Genomic DNA, 18,590 nt, shown 5'->3' with positions numbered 1-18,590 from the left:
CGGGAACACCACATCCACTGACCCCAGGACGTCTCCTGCGCCGGGCGTCAGCGACACCAACTGCCCACGCCGCTGCGGGTCGGCCGGCAACGCCAATTCGGCACCTGATTCAGAAGTCACCGCGGGCAATTGGCGATTGGTGATAGCCAATGCCTCCGGGTCGCCGTCGGTGAGCACCCACGATCCCTGCGGCGTGATGCCGATAGCTACCACGTCGAACCGTTGCGGGTCGAGGTTGCGCAGGATGCTGCCGGCCGAGACGCAGGAGATGGCGTGCTCGTTGCTGCGCCCGCCGAAAACGACGGCGACCCGGAGGCATTGGCTATCACCAATCGCCAATTGCCCGCGGTGACTTCTGAATCAGGTGCCGAATTGGCGTTGCCGGCCGACCCGCAGCGGCGTGGGCAGTTGGTGTCGCTGACGCCCGGCGCAGGAGACGTCCTGGGGTCAGTGGATGTGGTGTTCCCGGTCCTGCACGGACCCTACGGTGAAGACGGCACCATTCAAGGGCTGCTGGAACTTGCCGGTGTGCCTTACGTGGGCGCCGGCGTGCTGGCCAGCGCGGCCGGAATGGACAAAGAATTCACCAAGAAATTGCTCGTTGCCGAAGGACTGCCGGTCGGTGACTACGCGGTCCTGCGTCCGTCGGACCAGACTTTGCCCGCCGACCAGTGCCGACGGTTGGGTTTGCCTGCGTTTGTCAAACCGGCCCGTGGCGGCTCGTCGATCGGCGTCAGTCGGGTGTCGAGCTGGGACCAACTCAGCGCCGCCGTCGCCGCCGCCCGCCGCCATGACCCCAAAGTGATCGTGGAAGCCGCCGTCAACGGCCGGGAATTGGAATGCGGCGTTCTCGAGATGCCGGACGGCACAATCGAAGCCAGCACGTTGGGGGAGATTCGGGTGGTCGGCGTGCGCGGACGCGAAGACGGCTTCTACGACTTCGCCACTAAATATCTCGATGACGCAGCCGAATTGGATGTGCCGGCCAAGGTCGACGACGACGTTGCCATTGCGGTGCAGCAGTTGGCGATTCGGGCATTTGAGGCCATCGACTGCCAGGGCCTGGCCCGGGTGGACTTCTTCCTCACCGACCACGGCCCGGTCATCAACGAAATCAACACCATGCCGGGCTTCACCACGATCTCGATGTACCCGCGGATGTGGGCGGCGAGCGGTGTCGACTATCCGACCCTGCTGGCCACCATGGTGGATACGGCGCTGGCCCGCGGCGTCGGTCTGCGTTAGCGGGCGGGAGCCGGGTCGATGAGAACCGCCGCGATGGTTCGGTCGATGACGGCGGACAGGTCCTGAATCGGCGCGGGCCCCGTGCCCGCGGGCAGCGTCAGGGCCACGTAGACCGGCCTATCCACGGTGTACCAGGTGGACGTGTCGGCGCCTGATTGCGGCGCACTCTCGAACCACTGGACCCGGTCGACCTGTTGAATGGGTGACCCCACGACGAAGTCGTCGGGTCGCTTTAGGCCACAACGCACGACGACTGGTTCGGTGTAGGACTCCGACCGCCAGGCGCTCACGCCGGCGGGTGCCGGGTCGGCAACGGCTGCACGTTCGAACTTCCCCAGTTGTTGCGGCAGCGCGGCGATCAGTGCCTGGCAGGCGGGAGCGCCGGCCTGCGGTGCGGGTATCGCGGAGATGACGACCGGGTGCCGCGGTGCTTGGCGGGTCGCCGCGAACACCAGAATTCCCACGATCGTCCCGACGGCCAACGCCAGCGCGGCAAACATCGCCGCTCGCGGCGGCCCGCCGGGATCGGAGTCGCCGCTCACCTGGCCACCTTGCCTCACGTTTACACTGACGCGATCCGCCCGTACCGGCAGGGACCTAACTTACCGCAGGTCGGAGGACCGTCCGGGGGTCGCTCGGGTGGCGCAGGAGGTGACGTGCGCGACAAAGCATCGGGAGAGTCTCCGACGCTGCAGCAGTCCGGTGAGTTCGCGGTTATCGAGCGGTTGGTCCGCGGTCGCAGGCAGCCCGCCGCGGTCATCCTCGGACCCGGTGACGACGGGGCGGTGCTGTCGGCGGATGACGGACGCACCGTGGTGTCGACCGATATGTTGGTGCAGGATCGGCACTTTCGGCTGGATTGGTCGACGCCCTATGACGTTGGCCGCAAGGCGATCGCGCAGAACGCGGCCGACATCGAGGCGATGGGCGCCCGGCCGACCGCGTTCGTGGTGGGTTTCGGGGCACCGGGCGCCACGCCGACGGCCGAGGTGGCCGAGCTGTTCGACGGCTTATGGGACGAGGCAGAACTCATCGGTGCCGGCGTCGCGGGTGGAGACTTGGTCAGCTGCCCCCAGTGGGTGGTGTCGGTGACGGTCCTGGGTGATCTGGCGGATCGCGCGCCGGTACTCCGGTCGGGAGCGGCAGCCGGTTCGGTGGTCGCCTGCGCGGGAGTGCTGGGCCGTTCGGCCGCGGGATATGAGTTGTGGCACAACGGTCTCGAGGAATTTTCGGATTTGCGTGACCAGCATCTGGTACCGCGGCCGCCTTATGGTCAGGGCGCGGCGGCGGCGGCGGCCGGAGCGGTGGCGATGATCGATGTGTCCGACGGCCTGATTGCCGATCTGCGGCACGTCGCAAAGGCCTCCCGCGTGGGTATTGACCTATCCACCGCGGCGCTGACCCCAGACCGCGCGGCGGTGTCGGACGCGGCTGCCGCCGTTGGCGCAGATGCGTGGGCATGGGTGCTGGGCGGTGGTGAAGACCACGCTTTGGTGGCTTGTTTCCCGGATGCGGCGCCGGTCGGCTGGAGGGTGATCGGGCGGGTCGTCGACGGTCCGCCGCGTGTGCTGGTCGACGGTCAGGAGTGGGCGGGGCGTGCGGGTTGGGAGTCTTTCGCGGGGTGAGACCAAGCGCTGGAACAGTGGTTCGATCGCACCGTCAGGACCCGGCAACGGGGGACGGGCCTGCGCCTCGCCGCCGAAAGCTAGGGTGGCCGCGTGACCGTGTACGCGATCGCCCAGCTCAGATTCACCGATCGTCCGGCCTACGACCGATACCAGGCCGCGTTCATGGAGGTCTTCCGCCGTCATTCCGGCACCCTGCTGGCTGCCGATGAGTCACCAGAGGTGGTCGAGGGCGATTGGGCCTACCAGAAGGTGGTGCTGATGTCGTTTCCGGACGACGCTGCCTTCCGCGAGTGGGCGCAATCGCCGGAGTATCGGGAAATCTCCAGAGACCGCCAAGCCGGCGCCGAGACGCTGGTCCTGCTCGCAACGGGTCTGCAATGACCCCACGACCGCTGAGTGAACTCGTCGAGCCGGGCTGGGCCGCGGCGCTCGCGCCGGTGGCCGAGCAAGTGGCGAAGATGGGGGAGTTTCTGCGCTCGGAGATCGCGGCTGGCCGCCAGTACCTGCCGGCCGGACCGAACATATTGCGCGCCTTCACCTTTCCGTTCGACCACGTCAGGGTTTTGATCGTCGGGCAGGATCCGTACCCGACTCCGGGGCACGCCGTCGGTCTGAGTTTCTCTGTGGCACCCGAGGTGCGGCCGCTGCCGCGCAGCCTGTCCAACATCTTCGACGAATACACCGCCGACCTGGGACACCCGCCGCCCTCGTCTGGCGATCTGACACCGTGGGCGCAACGCGGTGTGCTGCTGCTGAACAGGGTGCTGACCGTGCGCCCCAGCAACCCGGCGTCGCATCGCGGCAAAGGATGGGAAGCGGTGACAGAGTGCGCGATTCGTGCGTTGGTGGCGCGCGAGCAGCCGATGGTGGCGATCCTGTGGGGTCGTGACGCGTCGACGCTCAAACCCATGCTCGCCGAAGGCAAGTGCGTCGCGATCGAATCCCCGCACCCCTCGCCGCTGTCGGCATCCCGCGGATTCTTCGGGTCGCGCCCGTTCAGTCGCGCCAACCAGTTGCTCACTGAATGCGGCGCCGAGCCGATCGACTGGCGGTTGCCGTGACTGACCCACCCGCCGGCTGTCAGCATTGAGGGGTGCACGACCTAGAAGAGACCATCCAGCAGCGGCGATCGACTCGGATGTTTCTGCCCCGGCCGGTACCTCGGCACCTGGTCGAAGAATCGCTGGCGCTGGCGATGCGGGCGCCGTCCAACTCGAATGTGCAGCCCTGGCAGATCGTTTTCACCAGTGGCGCCGCCCGGGACCGACTGGTGGCCGCACTGCTCAAGCAGGCGCGCGCGGAACCACCGAGGGTTCCGCAGCTGCCGCCGGGGTTCGCTCATCTGCGTCGTGACCTCGGAGCGCAGGTCTACGGAGCGATGGGTATTGCCCGTGACGACGCGGACGGCCGGCGTACGGCGGTGCTGCGCAACTGGGAGTTCTTCCGCGCCCCGCTGGGCGCAGTCGTGTTCATGCACCAGGATCTCGACCATGTCGACAGCATGGGCGTCGGCATGTTTGTCCAGACCCTGCTGCTGGCACTGACTGCGCGTGGGCTGAGCACCTGTGTCCAGGTGTCGATCGCCGGTTACCCAGACATCGTGCGCCGGCAACTCGGCATCGCGTCCTACATGCGAATCTTGTGCGGTCTGGCGGTGGGTTACCCGGATCCGGCTTTCCCGGGCAACTCGATTCGCATCGGGCGCGACCCGGTGGACGCACATGCGGTGTTCCTCGACGAGTGACCTACTGATCCGGGAAGTTCACGTCTTTGGTGACCGCTTTCCATTCCTCGATCGACGCGGACAGCGTGGCGATCTTGTCGCGCATGGCTTTCAACACGTCTCGGCCCAGCAGCAATCGTAATGGCGGATCATCGAGTTCAGTCACCATCAGGACCGCCTCGGCAACCTTGTGTGGGTCGCCGGGTAGGTGATCGGCAAACTGCTTGATGAGGTCCTTGCGGGCCGCCACATCTGCGTAGTCGGCTATCACGCTGGTAGTTTCCTTCATCGAACGCGAGGCCCAGTCGGTGCGGAACGCGCCGGGTTCGATGGCGGTCACTTTGATACCCAGCGGCCGCACCTCGGTGGCCAACGCTTCGGTGACAGCCTCGAGTGCGAATTTGGTCGACGAGTAGTAGGCGTTGGGCGGGTTGGCCACCAATCCCGTCATCGACGACATGTTGATGATGTGGCCCGACCCGCGGGCACGCATGCCCGGCAGCACCGCTTTGATCATGTCCACCGCGCCGAAGTAGTTGACGTCGAACAACTTCCGCACTTCGGCGTCCTCGCCCTCTTCGACGGCGGACAGGTAACCGTGGCCGGCGTTGTTGACCAGGACGTCGATCCCGCCGAACGCCTCGGTGGCAGCGGAAACGGCCGCGCGGATCTGGCCGGCATCCGTTACGTCCAGTGCCACCGCCAGCGCCCGATCGCCGAAGTCGTCGACGAAAACCCGCACCGCTTCGGCTTGCCGCGCGGTCACCACCACGCTGTGCCCGGCTTCCAAGGCTGCGCGGGCGATTTCACGTCCGAAGCCGGTGGAGCAACCGGTGATCAGCCAGCGACCCATCTCAGGCGTTCCCTTCCGGTAGCCGGCGCAGGTATGCCGCGCGGCGATCGGCGAGCTGCAAGCCCCGCTGCGCCGGGTCAACTCGCGGCAACTGGGGCACTTCGCTTTCCAGCTGGTCCAGCTTCACCACCCGGCCGCGGGCACCGAGGCCCTCGCGGGGACCTGCCGCGCCGAATTCAGCCATCCGCAACGTCAGAATGGCCTCCCGGAGCCCGTCGGAGTCGATCCAGTTCGCCACGCCGGGATCTTCCGGCGCGATGACATAGGTATAGCTGCCGTCCTCGTTGGCCAGCGATTGTGCTTTGTTGAGACTGCCGGTGCGGTCGATGATGTCCAGCGTGGTGCCCCAGATATTGCTCAGTGGGACCGTGAAGTACTCGGCGCCACCGTCATTGAGGTCGACGACGAATGCCTCGCCCGGGGCGAGATCGATACGGCCCATGACATAGACCTGGTTGCGCATCGCACCGACCTTGTCGGCCGACCAGGCCAGGTTGAAGTGGTTGGGCGACATCTTGTACACGCCGTGGCTGAGCTTGCCGGTGAAGTCGGCGAAATACGCCATCATCGCCGCTGTCGCCTCGGCCTGCTCGTCGCGGGTGCGCGCCGGGGTCTCCGGTGCACCACCAAGGCGTTGCACTTCAAGGTAATTCGGTTCGTCGCGTTCCCAGTTCAGCAGCACATCCCGGATGTAGAACTCGTGCGCCTCGGGGGTGGTCCGGACATGGTTGGGCCGACCCCCGGCGGGATCGGAGTCGACGGTGATGGTGAAGCTGCCATCGGAGTCGACCTGCATGGTCCGGCCGTTGAGCACGTCGACGGTGCCCATGTGCGCGTCCCACAGCGTGAAGTAGTTCTCGGTCATCCGGTGTTCGCCTACGCGGCCGTGAATCTCGTAGCGCTCGTCGCCGGAGATCGGAATAACGCGGTAGACACTGTCGGGATTGTCGATGCCCCAACGTGATCCGGGGATGCGCCGGCCGTCCACGGGATGTGCCAACCGGGTGATGCAGGAGACTTTCGGCCGTAACTTGTCCTGGTTCGACGACCACACCGCCGCGGAGAACATCACTTCGGCGAAGGCCGCATCAAAACGCGCGCGCATCGCATCGGAGGCCTTCGCCCGGCCGAGCCAGGTCTGCGCCACGGACTGATAGGCGGCCCTGACGGTCGGATGCTCGATCAAATCGAGGGCCGCCAGTTCCTGCTCGCGCTGGGACGCCGTCGAGACCGGATTGTCAACCACGAGTCGCTCCTCCGATATAGCTCTGAAAACGCTTGTTGTACAACGTGAATCGCTCATCAACCTGACGGGGATGCAGGCCGTAGGCGTCCAGCCCGTACGGCGGGCGTGGAACTTCGCGGGGCCGGTCGGAAAGCCACCGGCGCATCGCCGCCGCCGCTGCGTCGGTGAACGGGACACCGACGGCGTCGTACACCCGGGCCACCTGTCCGATCGGATCCGCCACCGCCTGGTCGAATCCGATATCGGTGACCCGCGAGGCGTCGTCGGCCCAGCCGTCCCGGATCGTCATGGCTCGGTCATTGGTCCAGCCCATCCGCTGTAACCATTGCGCTCCCACTCGGTGCAGGTCGACGGTGTCGGCATGCATGGCATGCAGGGTCGCATTGAGGCTGGCTCCCGATGCGATCGTGGTGCGCGGATCCCGGTGCATGTGCACGATGTGCAGACCCGGAAACTGGGCCCGCAACAGGTCCGAATATCCCAGATGCGCCGGTGATTTGAGCACCCAGCGCTGCCCTGACACCCCCCGGCGGCGCTTCTGCCACCGCAGGAACTGCAGCATGCGGTGCAGGTATCTGTAGGCGGGGGTGAAATCCTGTTCGTCGAGCCAGGACCGGTACTGCGGCAGGTGCGCGCCGGATTCGGGGACATGCGACAGGAACGCGTCGGCCAGAAAGACGATCTCCTCCTCGGCTTCACGCGCATACATCGGGTGGATCGCGAACAATTCCGGTGCCAGTTCACGGGACTTGGCTTCCCGCGCCTCGCTGATACCGATGCGCGGATCGATTCCCGTGAAAGAGAATTCGAGGCGGGGCGCAACCTCGACGACCTCCCAGCCATACGCGCAGACGAATCGCGGGTCGGCGGCCAGCAGCCGCTGCAGCAGTGTGGTGCCACTGCGCATCATGCCGATGACGACGATCGGCGCCGCGACGTGCTCGTCCAGAATCTCCGGGTGACGGCGGAACCACTCCTGGGTACGCAGGCGCATTCGCAGGCTGTGCACGATGCCCGAACGCAGGATGTGGACCCCGATCGGGTTCAGGTCGGCGCGCGCGTAGTCGGCCAGCAGCATCCGCATGGGCTCTTCGAACTCGCCCGGTCCCCAATCATCCAGTGACTCTTTACCTTGCGCGTCCGCCATTACGGCCGCAGGTTCGAAGGGATCCGCCACGCGTCAGAACTTCAGGTGCTGGCTGAGGTCGCCTGCCTGGTCGATGAACATGATTCGGGTGTCGAACCACCAGACGCCGTCGAGCCGGTGAAAAGTGTCCTTGTAGTGCCCGGTCACGATCACCTGCAACGGCAGTTCCGGTGTGGCCTGCGTGACGCAGTAGTAGGAGGTGCTGCGCGCGGTTCCCTGTTCGTCGTCGATGAAAAGTTGCACATTCGTGGTGAGGTGCTTGGTCTTCGGCGTGCCGTCCTCGTAGATGCGCGTGGCCATCTCGTACATTGCCCGCACCCGCTCAGCGCCGGCGAAGACGGTTTCCGGGGGGCCGTCCTCTACTCCGCAGATCCGGCCGTGTTCGAACAGGCCCGCGACTCCGTCCAGGTCCCCGCCGTCCAGGCACTGCGCATAGGTGTAGATCAGGTTGGTTATTTCAACTGCACTACCGGTCACGGCGAACCACTTCCTCGCAGAACCTAGTCTGATCGTCGTGACGTTACCTTGGACGCCGGGACCGCTCGACAACTCCGTCGCCGTCATCACCGGCGCAGCACGCGGCCAGGGGCGCAGCCACGCGGTCGCCCTCGCCCAGCAGGGCGCCGACATCATCGCCGTGGACATCTGCGCCGACATCGACGGCATCCCTTACCCGCTCGGCACCGAGGCCAATCTCGACAAGACCGCCCGACTGGTCGAAGCCACCGGCCGCAAGGTGGCTCCCGTCGTCGCCGACGTTCGGGACCTTCAGCAACTGGAAGCCGCAGTGCAAACGGGTATCGACCAGCTCGGTGATATCGACATCGTCATCGCCAATGCCGGCGTGGTGGCGATGGGCGATGCTCAGACGCATTCGGAATCGGTGTTCAACGCGATCGTCGACACCAATCTCAAGGGTGTGTGGCATACCATCCTCGCCACCGTGCCGTCGATCATCCGCAAAGGCCGAGGCGGTTCCGTTGTCCTGGTCAGTTCGTCGCAGGGCCTGACCGGCCGCGGCGGCGACGGCAGCGCCGCGATGTTCGCCTATGCCGCATCCAAGCACGGTGTGGTGGGCCTGATGCGGTCGGCGGCGAATGCGTACGGACCCCACCAGATTCGCGTCAACTCGATACATCCCGGCGGTGTTGCGACGCCGATGATCATCAACGATTTCGTGATCAACCGGATGACCGAAAACCCCAATCCAGCCGTCACCCAGACGTTGCTGCCCGGGGTGCCGCTGGTCGAGCCGCAAGACGTCACCGCCGTTGTGCTCTGGCTGGTGGGCCCGGGAGCGCGCTACGTGACCGGGGTGTCGATACCCGTGGACGCCGGCCACGTGGTCATGTGAGGGCTGGCGTCAGCCGCGCGTGACCTTGCCGGCCTTGATGCACGAGGTGCAGACGTTGAGGCGTTGCTTGTTGCCGCCGGGACGAGTCACGGCGTGCACGGTCTGCACGTTGGGGTTCCACCGGCGGCTGGTGCGGCGGTGGGAGTGCGACACCGACTTACCGAAGCCGGGGCCTTTCCCGCAGATATCGCACACAGCGGCCATGGTTCGATCTCCTCAAGTCTGTCTGGGTTCGGCGACGCCTCGGGGGTCTGCCGAACTACCGGAATAGCCCAGGCTAGCCCAGGCCGTCCCAGGATACCGACTGTGGTCGGCAACCACCAAAACGTCACTGCGCCGAGACGTGCGATGACCTGTGCTGTCGCACACGATGGCTAGGCTCGAGTGCCGGCTGGGCCGGGGCTACGCTGACGCGCAATCGATGGCCCCATGAGCGCAGCAGAGGAGGTGGGGTCGGGTTTGGGTACGTCTTCTTCAATGGATCGTCCGTTGGACGGCTTAGCCCTGCGGGACTGGGCGCACACGGTGGTCAGTGACCTGATCACGCACATCGACGAGATCAACCGGCTCAACGTGTTCCCGGTCGCCGATTCCGACACCGGGACGAACATGCTGTTCACCATGCGTTCGGCGCTTGCGGAGGCGGATTCGGGTGCCGGGGCCGGGGTCGCCGATGTCGCCGGCGTCGCCGCCGGGCTGTCCGCCGGGGCCGTCAAGGGCGCCCGGGGAAACTCCGGAGTGATCCTGTCGCAGATCCTGTTGGGCATCGCCGACGTGACGGCGAACGTGGCCGCGGAATCCGGTGGCCTGCTGACCGTGATCGACGCCGAAATCTTTGGCGCGGCGTTGTGGCGCGGTGTCGATTTGATCATCGCGTCCATGGGTGGTGACGAGGTGCCCGGCACCATCGTGTCGGTGTTACGGGCGGCCGCCACGGCCGTTGAGCAGTGCGCCAGCGCCGGCGAGACGTTGGCCCGCGCCGTCATCGACGCCGGTGACGCGGCGTTGGTCGCGCTGGACAGGACCCCCGAGCAGCTCGATGTGCTGGCCGACGCCGGTGTGGTGGATGCGGGGGGCCGTGGCCTGTTGGTCCTGCTCGATGCGTTGCGTTCGACCATCACCGGGCACGCGCCGGCGCGGCCCGTGTACGAGCCGTCGCCGCCGTCATTGCAGGTCGACGCAGGGAACCGCCGCCCGGCTCCCCACTTCGAGGTGATGTACCTGCTGGCCGGTTGCGGTACCGACGCCGCCGACACACTGCGTGAACGGCTCGGCGAACTGGGAGATTCGGTGGCGATTGCGGCCGCCCCGGAACAGAGCTACTCGGTGCACGTGCACACCGACGATGCCGGCGCCGCGATCGAGGCGGGATTGGTCGCCGGACGACTCAGCCGGATTGTGGTGTCGGCGCTCAGTTCGGGCATCTCCGGGCTGCCTGCGGGCGGCTGGACCCGGGATCGCGCGGTGCTGGCCGTAGTCGACGGCGACGGCGCCGATGAGTTGTTCGCCGGCGAAGGTGCCTTCGTGCTGCGGCCGGATCGGGATCAGCCCACAGAATCCGGCGCGGCGCCCGCGGTCGGTATCAGCGCCCACCAACTGGTGCGCGCGGTGGTGGACACCGGTGCCGCCCAGGTGATGGTGCTGCCCAACGGGTATGTGGCGGCCGAGGAGTTGGTCGCGGGCTGCACGGCAGCGATCGGCTGGGGAGTGGACGTGGTTCCGGTGCCGACCGGGTCGATGGTCCAGGGGTTGGCCGCACTGGCCGTGCACGACCCCGGTCGCCAGGCCGTCGACGACGGTTACACCATGGCCCGCGCCGCCGGCGGCGCCCGGCACGGATCGGTGCGGATCGCTACCGAGACCGCATTGACCTGGGCCGGTACCTGCAAGCCGGGCGACGGGCTGGGCATCGCCGGCGATGAGGTGCTGATCGTGGCCGAGGACGCCGCAGCAGCGGCGATCGGCCTGCTCGATCTGCTGTTGGCGTCCGGCGGCGACTTGGTGACCGTGCTGGAGGGGGCCGCTCTCGACGGCGACGACGCCCAAGCCATCCAGACCGTCCTGGAGGGGCATATGCACGACCGCCATCCGGGGAGCGAGCTGGTGGTTTATCGCACCGGGCATCGCGGCGACGTGTTGCTGATCGGAGTGGAGTAGTGGCCTCGCTGGGCGATCGGCTCCCATTTCTGTTGAACGCGAAGACGGCCAAGCTACTCGACGAGCAGTTCGGCATCCAGACGGTCAACGACCTACTTCGGCATTACCCACGCAGCTACTTCCAGGGCGCGGCCCGGATCGGCGCTCACGACGAACGGCCAGAGCCCGGAGAGCACGTCACCGTCGTCGACGTGATCACGGAAGCCGTCACGAAGCAAATGCCGAAGGACCGGAAACGCCAGTACCACCGCATCACTTTGGGCTCCGGACGCAACAGAGTGACGGCCACGTTTTTCAATGCCGGTTGGATGAGCAAGGACTTGACCAAGGGCGTCAAGGTGATGCTGTCCGGGGAGGTCGGCTATTTCAAGGATGTAATGCAGTTGACGCATCCTGCGTTCCTCGTCCTCGACGCGCCGAGCGGCAGGAATATCGGCACCAAATCGTTGAAGACGATCGCTGAAGCGACCCACGCCGGCAGCAGTGAAGACGTGGCGGCCGCCTACGAACGTCGGGTTTTCGGGATCTACCCGGCCAGCACGAAATTGCAGAGTTGGGACATCTTCAACTGCGTGCGTCAGGTACTCGATGTTCTTGATCCGGTGCCGGACCCATTGCCCGCGGAATTTTGCGCTGAGCACGGATTCGTATCCGAGGACGAGGCGTTGCGCGCCATCCACATTGCCGAGGACCCCGCCGAGCGTGAACGGGCCCGCGAACGCCTGACTTTCGACGAAGCCGTGGGGCTGCAGTGGGCGCTGGTGTGTCGCCGGCACGGCGAACTGTCGGAATCGGGGCCGCCGGCAGCGCCGCGGTCCGACGGCCTGGTGGCCGACCTGTTGCGACGGCTGCCCTTCGAGCTGACGGCGGGTCAGCGTGAGGTGCTGGACGTATTGTCCGAGGCGCTGGCCACCACCCGCCCGCTCAACCGCCTGCTGCAGGGCGAGGTGGGGTCGGGCAAGACCATCGTGGCGGTAGTGGCGATGCTGCAACTGGTCGATGCCGGCTACCAGTGCGCGCTGCTGGCGCCTACCGAAGTCCTTGCCGCACAACATCTGCGGTCGATCACCGAGGTGCTCGGCCCGTTGGCCATGGCGGGTCAGCTGGGCGGGGCCGACAACGCGACCCGGGTGGTGTTGCTCACCGGTTCGATGTCGGCGGCCCAGAAGAAGCAGGTACGTGCCGAGATCGTCAGCGGCCAGGCCGGCATCGTGGTCGGTACCCACGCGCTGCTGCAGGACGCGGTGGATTTTCACAACTTGGGCATGGTGGTGGTCGACGAGCAGCACCGGTTCGGCGTCGAGCAACGAGATCGATTGCGCGCCAAGGCTCCCGCGGGCATTACGCCGCACCTACTGGTGATGACCGCGACGCCCATCCCACGCACCGTCGCACTCACCGTCTATGGCGATCTGGAAACCCTGACGCTGCGCGAACTTCCGCGCGGTCGCCAGCCGATCAATACCCAGGTCATCTACGCCGAGGACAAGCCGGCCTGGCTCGACCGCGCCTGGCGACGTATCCACGAGGAGGTCGAAGCCGGTCGACAGGTCTATGTGGTGGCGCCGCGAATCGATGAAAACGACGACGCCGAGAAGGAAGGCGGCCCCAGGCCTTCGGCCACTGCCGAAGGGCTTTTCAAGCGGCTGAGCACCGGCGAACTGGCGGGACTGCGGCTGGCGCTCATGCATGGACGCCTCTCGACCGACGACAAGGACGCCGCGATGGCGGCCTTCCGCGCGGGCGAGGTCGATGTGTTGGTGTGCACCACGGTCATCGAGGTCGGCGTCGACGTCCCCAACGCCACGATAATGCTGATCATGGACGCCGACCGGTTCGGTATCAGCCAGCTGCACCAACTGCGCGGCCGCATCGGGCGGGGCCGGCACGCCAGCCTGTGCCTGCTGGTCAGCTGGGTCTCACCGCAGTCGCCGGCCAGTCGGCGCCTCAATGCGGTGGCCTCGACCATGGACGGGTTCGCGCTGGCCGACCTGGACCTGGAGGAGCGCAAAGAAGGAGACGTGTTGGGCCGCAACCAGTCCGGCAAGCCGATCACGCTGCGGCTACTGTCGCTGGCCAAGCACCTCACCCACATCGAGACGGCCCGGCAATATTGCGTCCATGCCCACGCCGAAAACCGGGAACGCCCCGAATTATTCTGGCTGGCAACGCAATTCATGGACAACGACCGCATCGAATACCTGGACAAGTCGTGACCCGAAAAAGGTTCTGGTGGCTGTGCGCGGTGACGGTGCTGGCCCTGGTGGTCGCCTATCAGACCGTCGGGTCGACAGCGGCCAGACGTGCCGACGAGTTCGCCGCCCGCGCGGACGTCCCGACGGTGCAGCCAGGCGTCGACGTGCTCGCCGGTGTCGCCGTGGTGCCCCGCCGTAACCATCGCTTCGACTACCGCAGGTCGGCGTTCGGTGACGCGTGGGATGACAACAACGATGCCCCGCTCGGGCACAACGGCTGTGACACCCGCGACGACATCCTGGCCCGCGATCTCGTCGACGTCACCTTCGTTTTCACCAAGCGGTGTCCCAATGCCGTGGCGACCGGCACTCTGCACGACCCGTACACCAATGCCGTCATTGCTTTCCAGCGCGGCGCCAAGGTGGGCGAATCGGTGCAGATCGACCACATCGTGCCCCTGGCGTACGCGTGGGACATGGCCGCCTCGAGTTGGCCGACACCGCTTCGGCGCAAGTTCGCCAACGACCCCGGCAACCTGCTGGCCGTGCAGGGCCAGGCCAATCAGAACAAGAGCGATTCCCCGCCCGCGCAATGGATGCCGCCCAACGGGGCATTCGCGTGTCAGTACGCAATGCAGTTCATCGCCGTGATGCGCGGCTACGCGCTGCCGCTCGACCAGGCGTCCGCCGACGTGCTGCGTCAGGCCGCCGGCACCTGCCCGGCGGGATGACCGCAGAGCTAGGCGCCGCTATACGTTTCCGGATCCGGGCGAAGCCTGGTGCCGTCATTGAGCCCGTTGAGGGCATCCACGTGCTCGGCGGCCAATTCGAAGTCGAAGATGTCCAGGTTGCCGGCGATGTGTTCGGGATTGGCGGAGCGGAAGACCACCGCGTTGCCTAGTTGCACATTCCACCGCAACAGCACCTGCGATGCCGTCTTGCCGTATTCGCCCGCGATTGAGGTGACCGTCGGGTTGTCGTTCAGCTTGCCGAGGGCCAGCGGCGTGTAGGACTGCGTGACAACCTCGTGCTGGGCGTTCGACTTGCGCAGCTCGCTCTGGTTGAGCAGCGGGTGTAGCTCGATCTGGTTGACGGCCGGTGTGAAGAAGGTCAGGTCGATGACCATGGACAGATGCTCGTCGGTGAAGTTGGACACGCCAATAGATCGGGCGTGGCCGTTGCCGCGGGACTGGATCAGGCCGCCGAACGAGTCCACGTACTTGCCCAGCGACGGGGCGGGCCAGTGAATGAGGTAAAGGTCGACGTAATCCAGACCGAGCCGCTCCAGGCTTGCCGTACAGGCGTCCTGGGACATGGCGAAACCCTGCTCTTCGGTGGCCAGTTTGGTGGTGACGAACAGTTCCGCGCGGGGGATGCCAGAGGATGCGATGGCTCGCCCCACCGCCGCTTCGTTGCCGTAGGCGGCCGCGGTGTCGATGAGCCGGCAACCGGCCTCCAGCGCGGCTGCTACCGCGCGTTCGGTCTCGTCGTCGGACAAATCGGCGACCCCCAGACCGAGCACTGGAATCGTGTTCTCGTCGTTGAGCGCAATAGAGGGTATGCCGCTGCCCGGCTCGCCAGTCACGTGATTCACCTACCTGTTGAAGTGAAAGTTCTCGGATCAGGACCAAGCCGTGTTCCGTCGTCCAGCGAGGAGATCGACGCCATTTGGCTGGTACTGAGTTCGAAGTCGAACACGTCGAAGTTGCTCGCAATCCGCGCGGGGTTGACCGACTTGGGAATCACGATATTACCGAGTTGGATATGCCATCTGATCAACACCTGGGCTGGTGTCCGGTCACAATCTGTGGCGACTGCGGTGATCGTCGGGTGGGTCAGCAGCGATCCGCGCCCCAGCGGGGACCATGCCTCGGTGGCAATGCCCAGGCGGGCGTGGACTTTGCGCAACTCCCGCTGGGCCAGCAGCGGGTGCAGCTCGATCTGGTTGACCGTCGGAACGATGCCCGTCGCGTCGACGAGGACCATCAGGTGCTCGGGCTCGAAATTGCTGACGCCGATAGATCTGATCCGGCCCTGGTCCCGCAGGCTGGCGAAGGCCTTGAAGGTGTCGACGAATTTGTTCAGCTGTGGCTGCGGCCAATGGATGAGGTATAGGTCCAGATAATCCAGGCCGAGGCGCTCCATGCTCGCGTCGAATGCGCGCAGCGTGTTCTCGTAACCCTGGTCCGGATTCGCCAATTTGGTCACGACGTACAGTTGGTCGCGGGGCACGTCGGAATGGGCGAGCGCGCGCCCGGTCTCTCGCTCGTTTCGGTAGGCCGCCGCGGTGTCAATATGCCTATAACCGACGCGCAGCGCGGCACTCACCGCCTGCTCGGTCTCCGCCGGTTCGATCTTGAAGACACCGAGGCCGACGACGGGAATCGAATTGCCGTCATTTAGCGTGACGAAGGTTTTCTCGAGGGAGCGGCCCATGACGAAAAGTCTGCCAGGCGCGGCGGAACTGCAATCCGGACCGACGCGCGCACCAGTGGGTTGGCTGACGCGCGTCCAGAACACCGTCACGGGTGCCGGCGTCAAAGTCATCCCATTGATTCCGTCCGCCGCGAAGCGGCTGCTCACCCGGAACCGTTCGGTCATCATCGACGGCAACACCCTCGATCCGACACTGCAGCTGATGCTGACCGGCCTGCGCGCCGTCGGCGTCGACGGTCTGGTGGTCGACGACGACCCAGGCCCGTCCCGCGACCTGATGCACCAGAACATGGTGGACATGCCCGGTCCGCAGATCCACGTCGAGGTAAGCGAGCTTTCACTACCCGGACCGGCCGGTGACATCCCCGCCCGGCACTATCGGCCGCCCGCCGGCGCCGACGGCGCACCGCTGCTGGTCTTCTACCACGGTGGCGGCTGGGCGATCGGTGACCTGGACACCCACGACGCATTGTGCCGCTTGACCAGCCGAGACGCCGGAATTCACGTTCTGTCCATCGGTTACCGGCTGGCCCCGGAGCATCCGGCGCCGGCGGCGATCGAGGATGCCTACGCCGCTTTCCAGTGGGCTTGCGAGCATGCCGGCGAACTCGGCGCAGCGCCGCAGCGGATCGCGGTTGGCGGGGACAGCGCTGGTGGCAACCTGGCCGCCGTAGTCAGTCAGATGGCTCGGGACGATGCCCTCGAAAAGGGCGGACCCGCGCCGGTGCTGCAGTGGCTGATCTACCCGCGGACCAACTTCACCGCGCAGACCCGGTCGCTGAGTTTGTTCGCCCGCGGCTTCCTGCTCACCAGGCGCGATATCGACTGGTTCACGGCGCAGTACCTGAGGAAGTCCGACATCGATCTCGCCGATCCACAGGTCTCTCCCGCACTGGCCGAGTCGCTGGCTGGGCTGGCACCGGCGCTGATCGCGGTGGCCGGCTTTGATCCGCTGCGCGACGAAGGAGAGGACTACGCGAACGCGTTGCGGGCCGCCGGCGTCGATGTCGACCTGCGCTACATGGGTTCGCTCACGCACGGCTTCGCAAACCTGTTCCAGCTCGGCGGGGGCAGCGCTGCGGGAACGAAGGAGCTGATCTCGGCGCTGCGTGCGCACCTGAGCCGGTGCTGACCGGCTTTCACCAGTGCCGTCGGTACTCTAGAGGCGCCTGAACCCCGACCGGGGCGCCTGAACCCCGAACGGGGTGCAGCCAACACACGTGAGGATCACTGTGGCCGATAAACCAAAGCGCCCAGCGCGACTCGATCTGCAGTCCGGCGACGGCAAATTCGGCCGGCTCATCCAGATCGGCGGCACCGCAATCGTGGTGATCTTTGCCGTCGTCCTGGTGTTCTACATCGTCAACTCGAACCACAAGAAGGCCGCCGGCGGGCAAGAGGGTGCGGTTCGGGTCTCGTCGAGCAAGTTGGTCACCGACGCCGGCAAGCCCAAGGCCGTGGTGTCGTTCTACGAAGACTTCCTGTGCCCCGCTTGCGGCAACTTCGAGCGGGGTTTCGGTCCGACCGTCTCCAAACTCATCGACATCGGCGCAATCGAAGCCGACTACACGATGTTGACCATCCTGGACAGCCCACGCACCGACAACTATTCCTCGCGCGCCGCCGCGGCAGCCTACTGCGTCGCCGACGAGTCCGAAGAGGCATTCCGCCGCTTCCATTCGGCGCTGTACAGCGCAGGCATCCAGCCCAGCGAGACGGGCACGAAGTTCCCCGACAATGCACGCCTGATCGAACTCGCGCGGCAGGCCGGGGCCGCCGGCACGGTGCCGGACTGCATCAACAGCGGCAAGTACATCTCGAAGGTCACCGGTCTGGCGGCGGCCAACAACATCCGCGCGACACCGACGGTCAAGATCAACGGCCAGGAATACGAGTGGTCGACGCCCGATGCGCTGGTCGCAAAGATCAGGGAGATCGTCGGCAACGTACCCGGTATGGACGAGGCCGCCGCCACGGCAAAGACCTGACCTGGTGGCAGCGCAACCCGTCTCCGAAACAGCCGACGGCCTCTGGGCGCCCGCGCGCAGCGCGTGGTGGGTGCTGATCGCGGGTGCGGTCGGCCTACTCGCCTCGCTCACGTTGACGGTGGAGAAGATCGAGTTGCTGCGCAACCCGTCCTACGTGCCGTCGTGCAACATCAACCCGATCGTGTCGTGCGGGTCGGTGATGGTGACCCCGCAGGCGTCGCTGTTCGGCTTCCCCAACCCGTTGGCCGGCATTGCGGCCTTCACCGTGGTGCTGGTCACCGGGGTCCTGGCAGTGGCGAAAGTTCCGCTGCCCCGGTGGTATTGGGTGGGACTCGCGGCGGGTGTGCTGCTCGGTACGGTCTTCGTGCACTGGCTGATTTATCAAAGCCTGTACCGCATCGGGGCGCTGTGCCCGTACTGCATGGTGGTCTGGGCCGTCACCATCACGCTGTTGGTGGTCGTGGTGTCTGTTCTGGTGCGTCCCGTGATCGAAGATCGCACGGTTGTCCGATTGCTGTTCGGGTGGCGATGGTCGATCGTCACGTTCTGGTTCACCGCGGTGTTCCTGCTGATCATGGCCCGCTTCTGGAATTATTGGTCGACACTGATCTGAGTTAG

20 protein-coding genes and 1 pseudogene are annotated in these 18,590 nt (G+C 66.0%); 12 read left to right on the top strand and 9 right to left on the bottom strand.

The annotated features are described in order from the left end of the window. Window positions 1–270, bottom strand: a pseudogene (locus A5636_RS27050) (D-alanine--D-alanine ligase A); the annotation flags it as partial. Between A5636_RS27050 and A5636_RS03325 the strand changes: the two are divergent. Then, a complete protein-coding gene (locus A5636_RS03325; RefSeq protein WP_437339792.1) occupies window positions 187–1,245 on the top strand; it encodes a D-alanine--D-alanine ligase family protein in 1,059 nt (352 codons plus the stop codon). The pseudogene A5636_RS27050 and the gene A5636_RS03325 sit on opposite strands and share 84 nt — an antisense overlap. Here the strand turns inward: A5636_RS03325 and A5636_RS03320 are convergent. Next, entirely contained in the window at window positions 1,242–1,745 is a 504-nt protein-coding gene (locus A5636_RS03320) for a DUF3515 domain-containing protein (RefSeq protein WP_081287578.1), read from the bottom strand. The two genes, A5636_RS03325 and A5636_RS03320, sit on opposite strands and share 4 nt — an antisense overlap. 156 nt (window positions 1,746–1,901) lie before the next feature. On the opposite strand from A5636_RS03320, the gene A5636_RS03315 reads away from it, so the two are divergent. The 4 genes from A5636_RS03315 (at window position 1,902) to A5636_RS03300 (ending at window position 4,617) form a co-directional block, all read left to right on the top strand. Beyond that, window positions 1,902–2,870: a thiamine-phosphate kinase gene (locus A5636_RS03315; protein WP_065157271.1), complete on the top strand. Its 969-nt coding sequence runs from the start codon at window positions 1,902–1,904 to the stop codon at window positions 2,868–2,870. Window positions 2,871–2,963: 93 nt separating this feature from the next. Further along, window positions 2,964–3,254, top strand: coding sequence for a DUF1330 domain-containing protein (locus tag A5636_RS03310; protein ID WP_065157270.1), 291 nt, complete (start codon window positions 2,964–2,966; stop codon window positions 3,252–3,254). Beyond that, entirely contained in the window at window positions 3,251–3,934 is a 684-nt protein-coding gene (locus tag A5636_RS03305; protein ID WP_065157269.1) for a uracil-DNA glycosylase, read from the top strand. The genes A5636_RS03310 and A5636_RS03305 overlap by 4 nt, the downstream gene beginning before the upstream one ends. Before the next feature lie 32 nt (window positions 3,935–3,966). Continuing rightward, the gene (locus tag A5636_RS03300; protein ID WP_081287577.1) at window positions 3,967–4,617 is read left to right on the top strand and encodes a nitroreductase; all 651 of its coding nucleotides are present in this window, start codon (window positions 3,967–3,969) and stop codon (window positions 4,615–4,617) included. A 1-nt stretch (window position 4,618) separates the two neighbouring features. Here the strand turns inward: A5636_RS03300 and A5636_RS03295 are convergent, their stop codons facing one another. The 4 genes from A5636_RS03295 to A5636_RS03280 are packed head-to-tail and all read right to left on the bottom strand — an operon-like array spanning window position 4,619 to window position 8,319. Further along, window positions 4,619–5,449: an oxidoreductase gene (locus tag A5636_RS03295; RefSeq protein ID WP_065157267.1), complete on the bottom strand. Its 831-nt coding sequence runs from the start codon at window positions 5,447–5,449 to the stop codon at window positions 4,619–4,621. A gap of 1 nt (window position 5,450) precedes the next feature. Beyond that, window positions 5,451–6,695 (bottom strand): DUF1214 domain-containing protein, encoded by a 1,245-nt coding sequence (locus tag A5636_RS03290; RefSeq protein WP_065157266.1) that lies wholly within the window; start codon window positions 6,693–6,695, stop codon window positions 5,451–5,453. Beyond that, window positions 6,688–7,842, bottom strand: a complete 1,155-nt coding sequence (locus tag A5636_RS03285; protein WP_065157265.1) for a sulfotransferase family protein — start codon at window positions 7,840–7,842, stop codon at window positions 6,688–6,690. Before A5636_RS03285 ends, A5636_RS03290 begins: the two co-directional genes overlap by 8 nt. 33 nt (window positions 7,843–7,875) lie before the next feature. Further along, window positions 7,876–8,319, bottom strand: coding sequence for a nuclear transport factor 2 family protein (locus tag A5636_RS03280; RefSeq protein ID WP_065157264.1), 444 nt, complete (start codon window positions 8,317–8,319; stop codon window positions 7,876–7,878). Between the two features lie 37 nt (window positions 8,320–8,356). Here A5636_RS03280 and A5636_RS03275 point away from each other — a divergent pair, with 37 nt between their 5' ends. Continuing rightward, window positions 8,357–9,196 carry a mycofactocin-coupled SDR family oxidoreductase gene (locus A5636_RS03275; RefSeq protein ID WP_065157263.1) on the top strand — a complete coding sequence of 280 codons (840 nt, stop codon included), beginning with the start codon at window positions 8,357–8,359 and terminating at the stop codon, window positions 9,194–9,196. A gap of 9 nt (window positions 9,197–9,205) precedes the next feature. Here the strand turns inward: A5636_RS03275 and rpmB are convergent, their stop codons facing one another. Then, complete coding sequence (rpmB, locus tag A5636_RS03270) at window positions 9,206–9,400, bottom strand: 50S ribosomal protein L28 (RefSeq protein WP_036354526.1); 195 nt, start codon at window positions 9,398–9,400, stop codon at window positions 9,206–9,208. 225 nt (window positions 9,401–9,625) lie between these two features. Between rpmB and A5636_RS03265 the strand changes: the two genes are divergently transcribed. From A5636_RS03265 to A5636_RS03255, 3 genes are read left to right on the top strand one after another with little or no spacing between them, the layout of a single operon-like run. Next, the gene (locus A5636_RS03265) at window positions 9,626–11,353 is read left to right on the top strand and encodes a DAK2 domain-containing protein (RefSeq protein WP_081287576.1); all 1,728 of its coding nucleotides are present in this window, start codon (window positions 9,626–9,628) and stop codon (window positions 11,351–11,353) included. Continuing rightward, window positions 11,353–13,569: an ATP-dependent DNA helicase RecG gene (gene recG, locus A5636_RS03260; protein WP_065157261.1), complete on the top strand. Its 2,217-nt coding sequence runs from the start codon at window positions 11,353–11,355 to the stop codon at window positions 13,567–13,569. The genes A5636_RS03265 and recG overlap by 1 nt, the downstream gene beginning before the upstream one ends. Continuing rightward, the gene (locus A5636_RS03255) at window positions 13,566–14,279 is read left to right on the top strand and encodes an HNH endonuclease family protein (RefSeq protein ID WP_065157260.1); all 714 of its coding nucleotides are present in this window, start codon (window positions 13,566–13,568) and stop codon (window positions 14,277–14,279) included. Before recG ends, A5636_RS03255 begins: the two co-directional genes overlap by 4 nt. 8 nt (window positions 14,280–14,287) lie before the next feature. Here A5636_RS03255 and A5636_RS03250 read toward each other — a convergent pair whose 3' ends face one another. Both A5636_RS03250 and A5636_RS03245 read right to left on the bottom strand, forming a co-directional pair. Beyond that, on the bottom strand, window positions 14,288–15,133 hold the full coding sequence (locus A5636_RS03250) for an aldo/keto reductase (RefSeq protein ID WP_065157282.1): 846 nt from the start codon (window positions 15,131–15,133) through the stop codon (window positions 14,288–14,290). 5 nt (window positions 15,134–15,138) lie between these two features. Further along, a complete protein-coding gene (locus A5636_RS03245; protein ID WP_065157259.1) occupies window positions 15,139–15,984 on the bottom strand; it encodes an aldo/keto reductase in 846 nt (281 codons plus the stop codon). Between A5636_RS03245 and A5636_RS03240 the strand changes: the two genes are divergently transcribed. The 3 genes from A5636_RS03240 to A5636_RS03230 all read left to right on the top strand — a co-directional run bounded on the left by A5636_RS03240 (window position 15,983) and on the right by A5636_RS03230 (window position 18,585). Beyond that, window positions 15,983–17,116: an alpha/beta hydrolase gene (locus A5636_RS03240; RefSeq protein WP_065157258.1), complete on the top strand. Its 1,134-nt coding sequence runs from the start codon at window positions 15,983–15,985 to the stop codon at window positions 17,114–17,116. The genes A5636_RS03245 and A5636_RS03240 overlap by 2 nt on opposite strands. A gap of 100 nt (window positions 17,117–17,216) precedes the next feature. Beyond that, window positions 17,217–17,972, top strand: coding sequence for a DsbA family protein (locus tag A5636_RS03235; RefSeq protein ID WP_065157257.1), 756 nt, complete (start codon window positions 17,217–17,219; stop codon window positions 17,970–17,972). Window position 17,973: 1 nt separating this feature from the next. Next, entirely contained in the window at window positions 17,974–18,585 is a 612-nt protein-coding gene (locus tag A5636_RS03230) for a vitamin K epoxide reductase family protein (RefSeq protein WP_065157281.1), read from the top strand. Window positions 18,586–18,590: the final 5 nt, after the last annotated feature.

It is taken from the genome of Mycobacterium asiaticum (genome assembly GCF_001673315.1).
Lineage (GTDB): Bacteria > Actinomycetota > Actinomycetes > Mycobacteriales > Mycobacteriaceae > Mycobacterium > Mycobacterium asiaticum_B.
The sequence above is the reverse complement of the archived record's forward strand: the minus strand, read 5'-3'. Positions and strand labels throughout refer to the sequence as shown.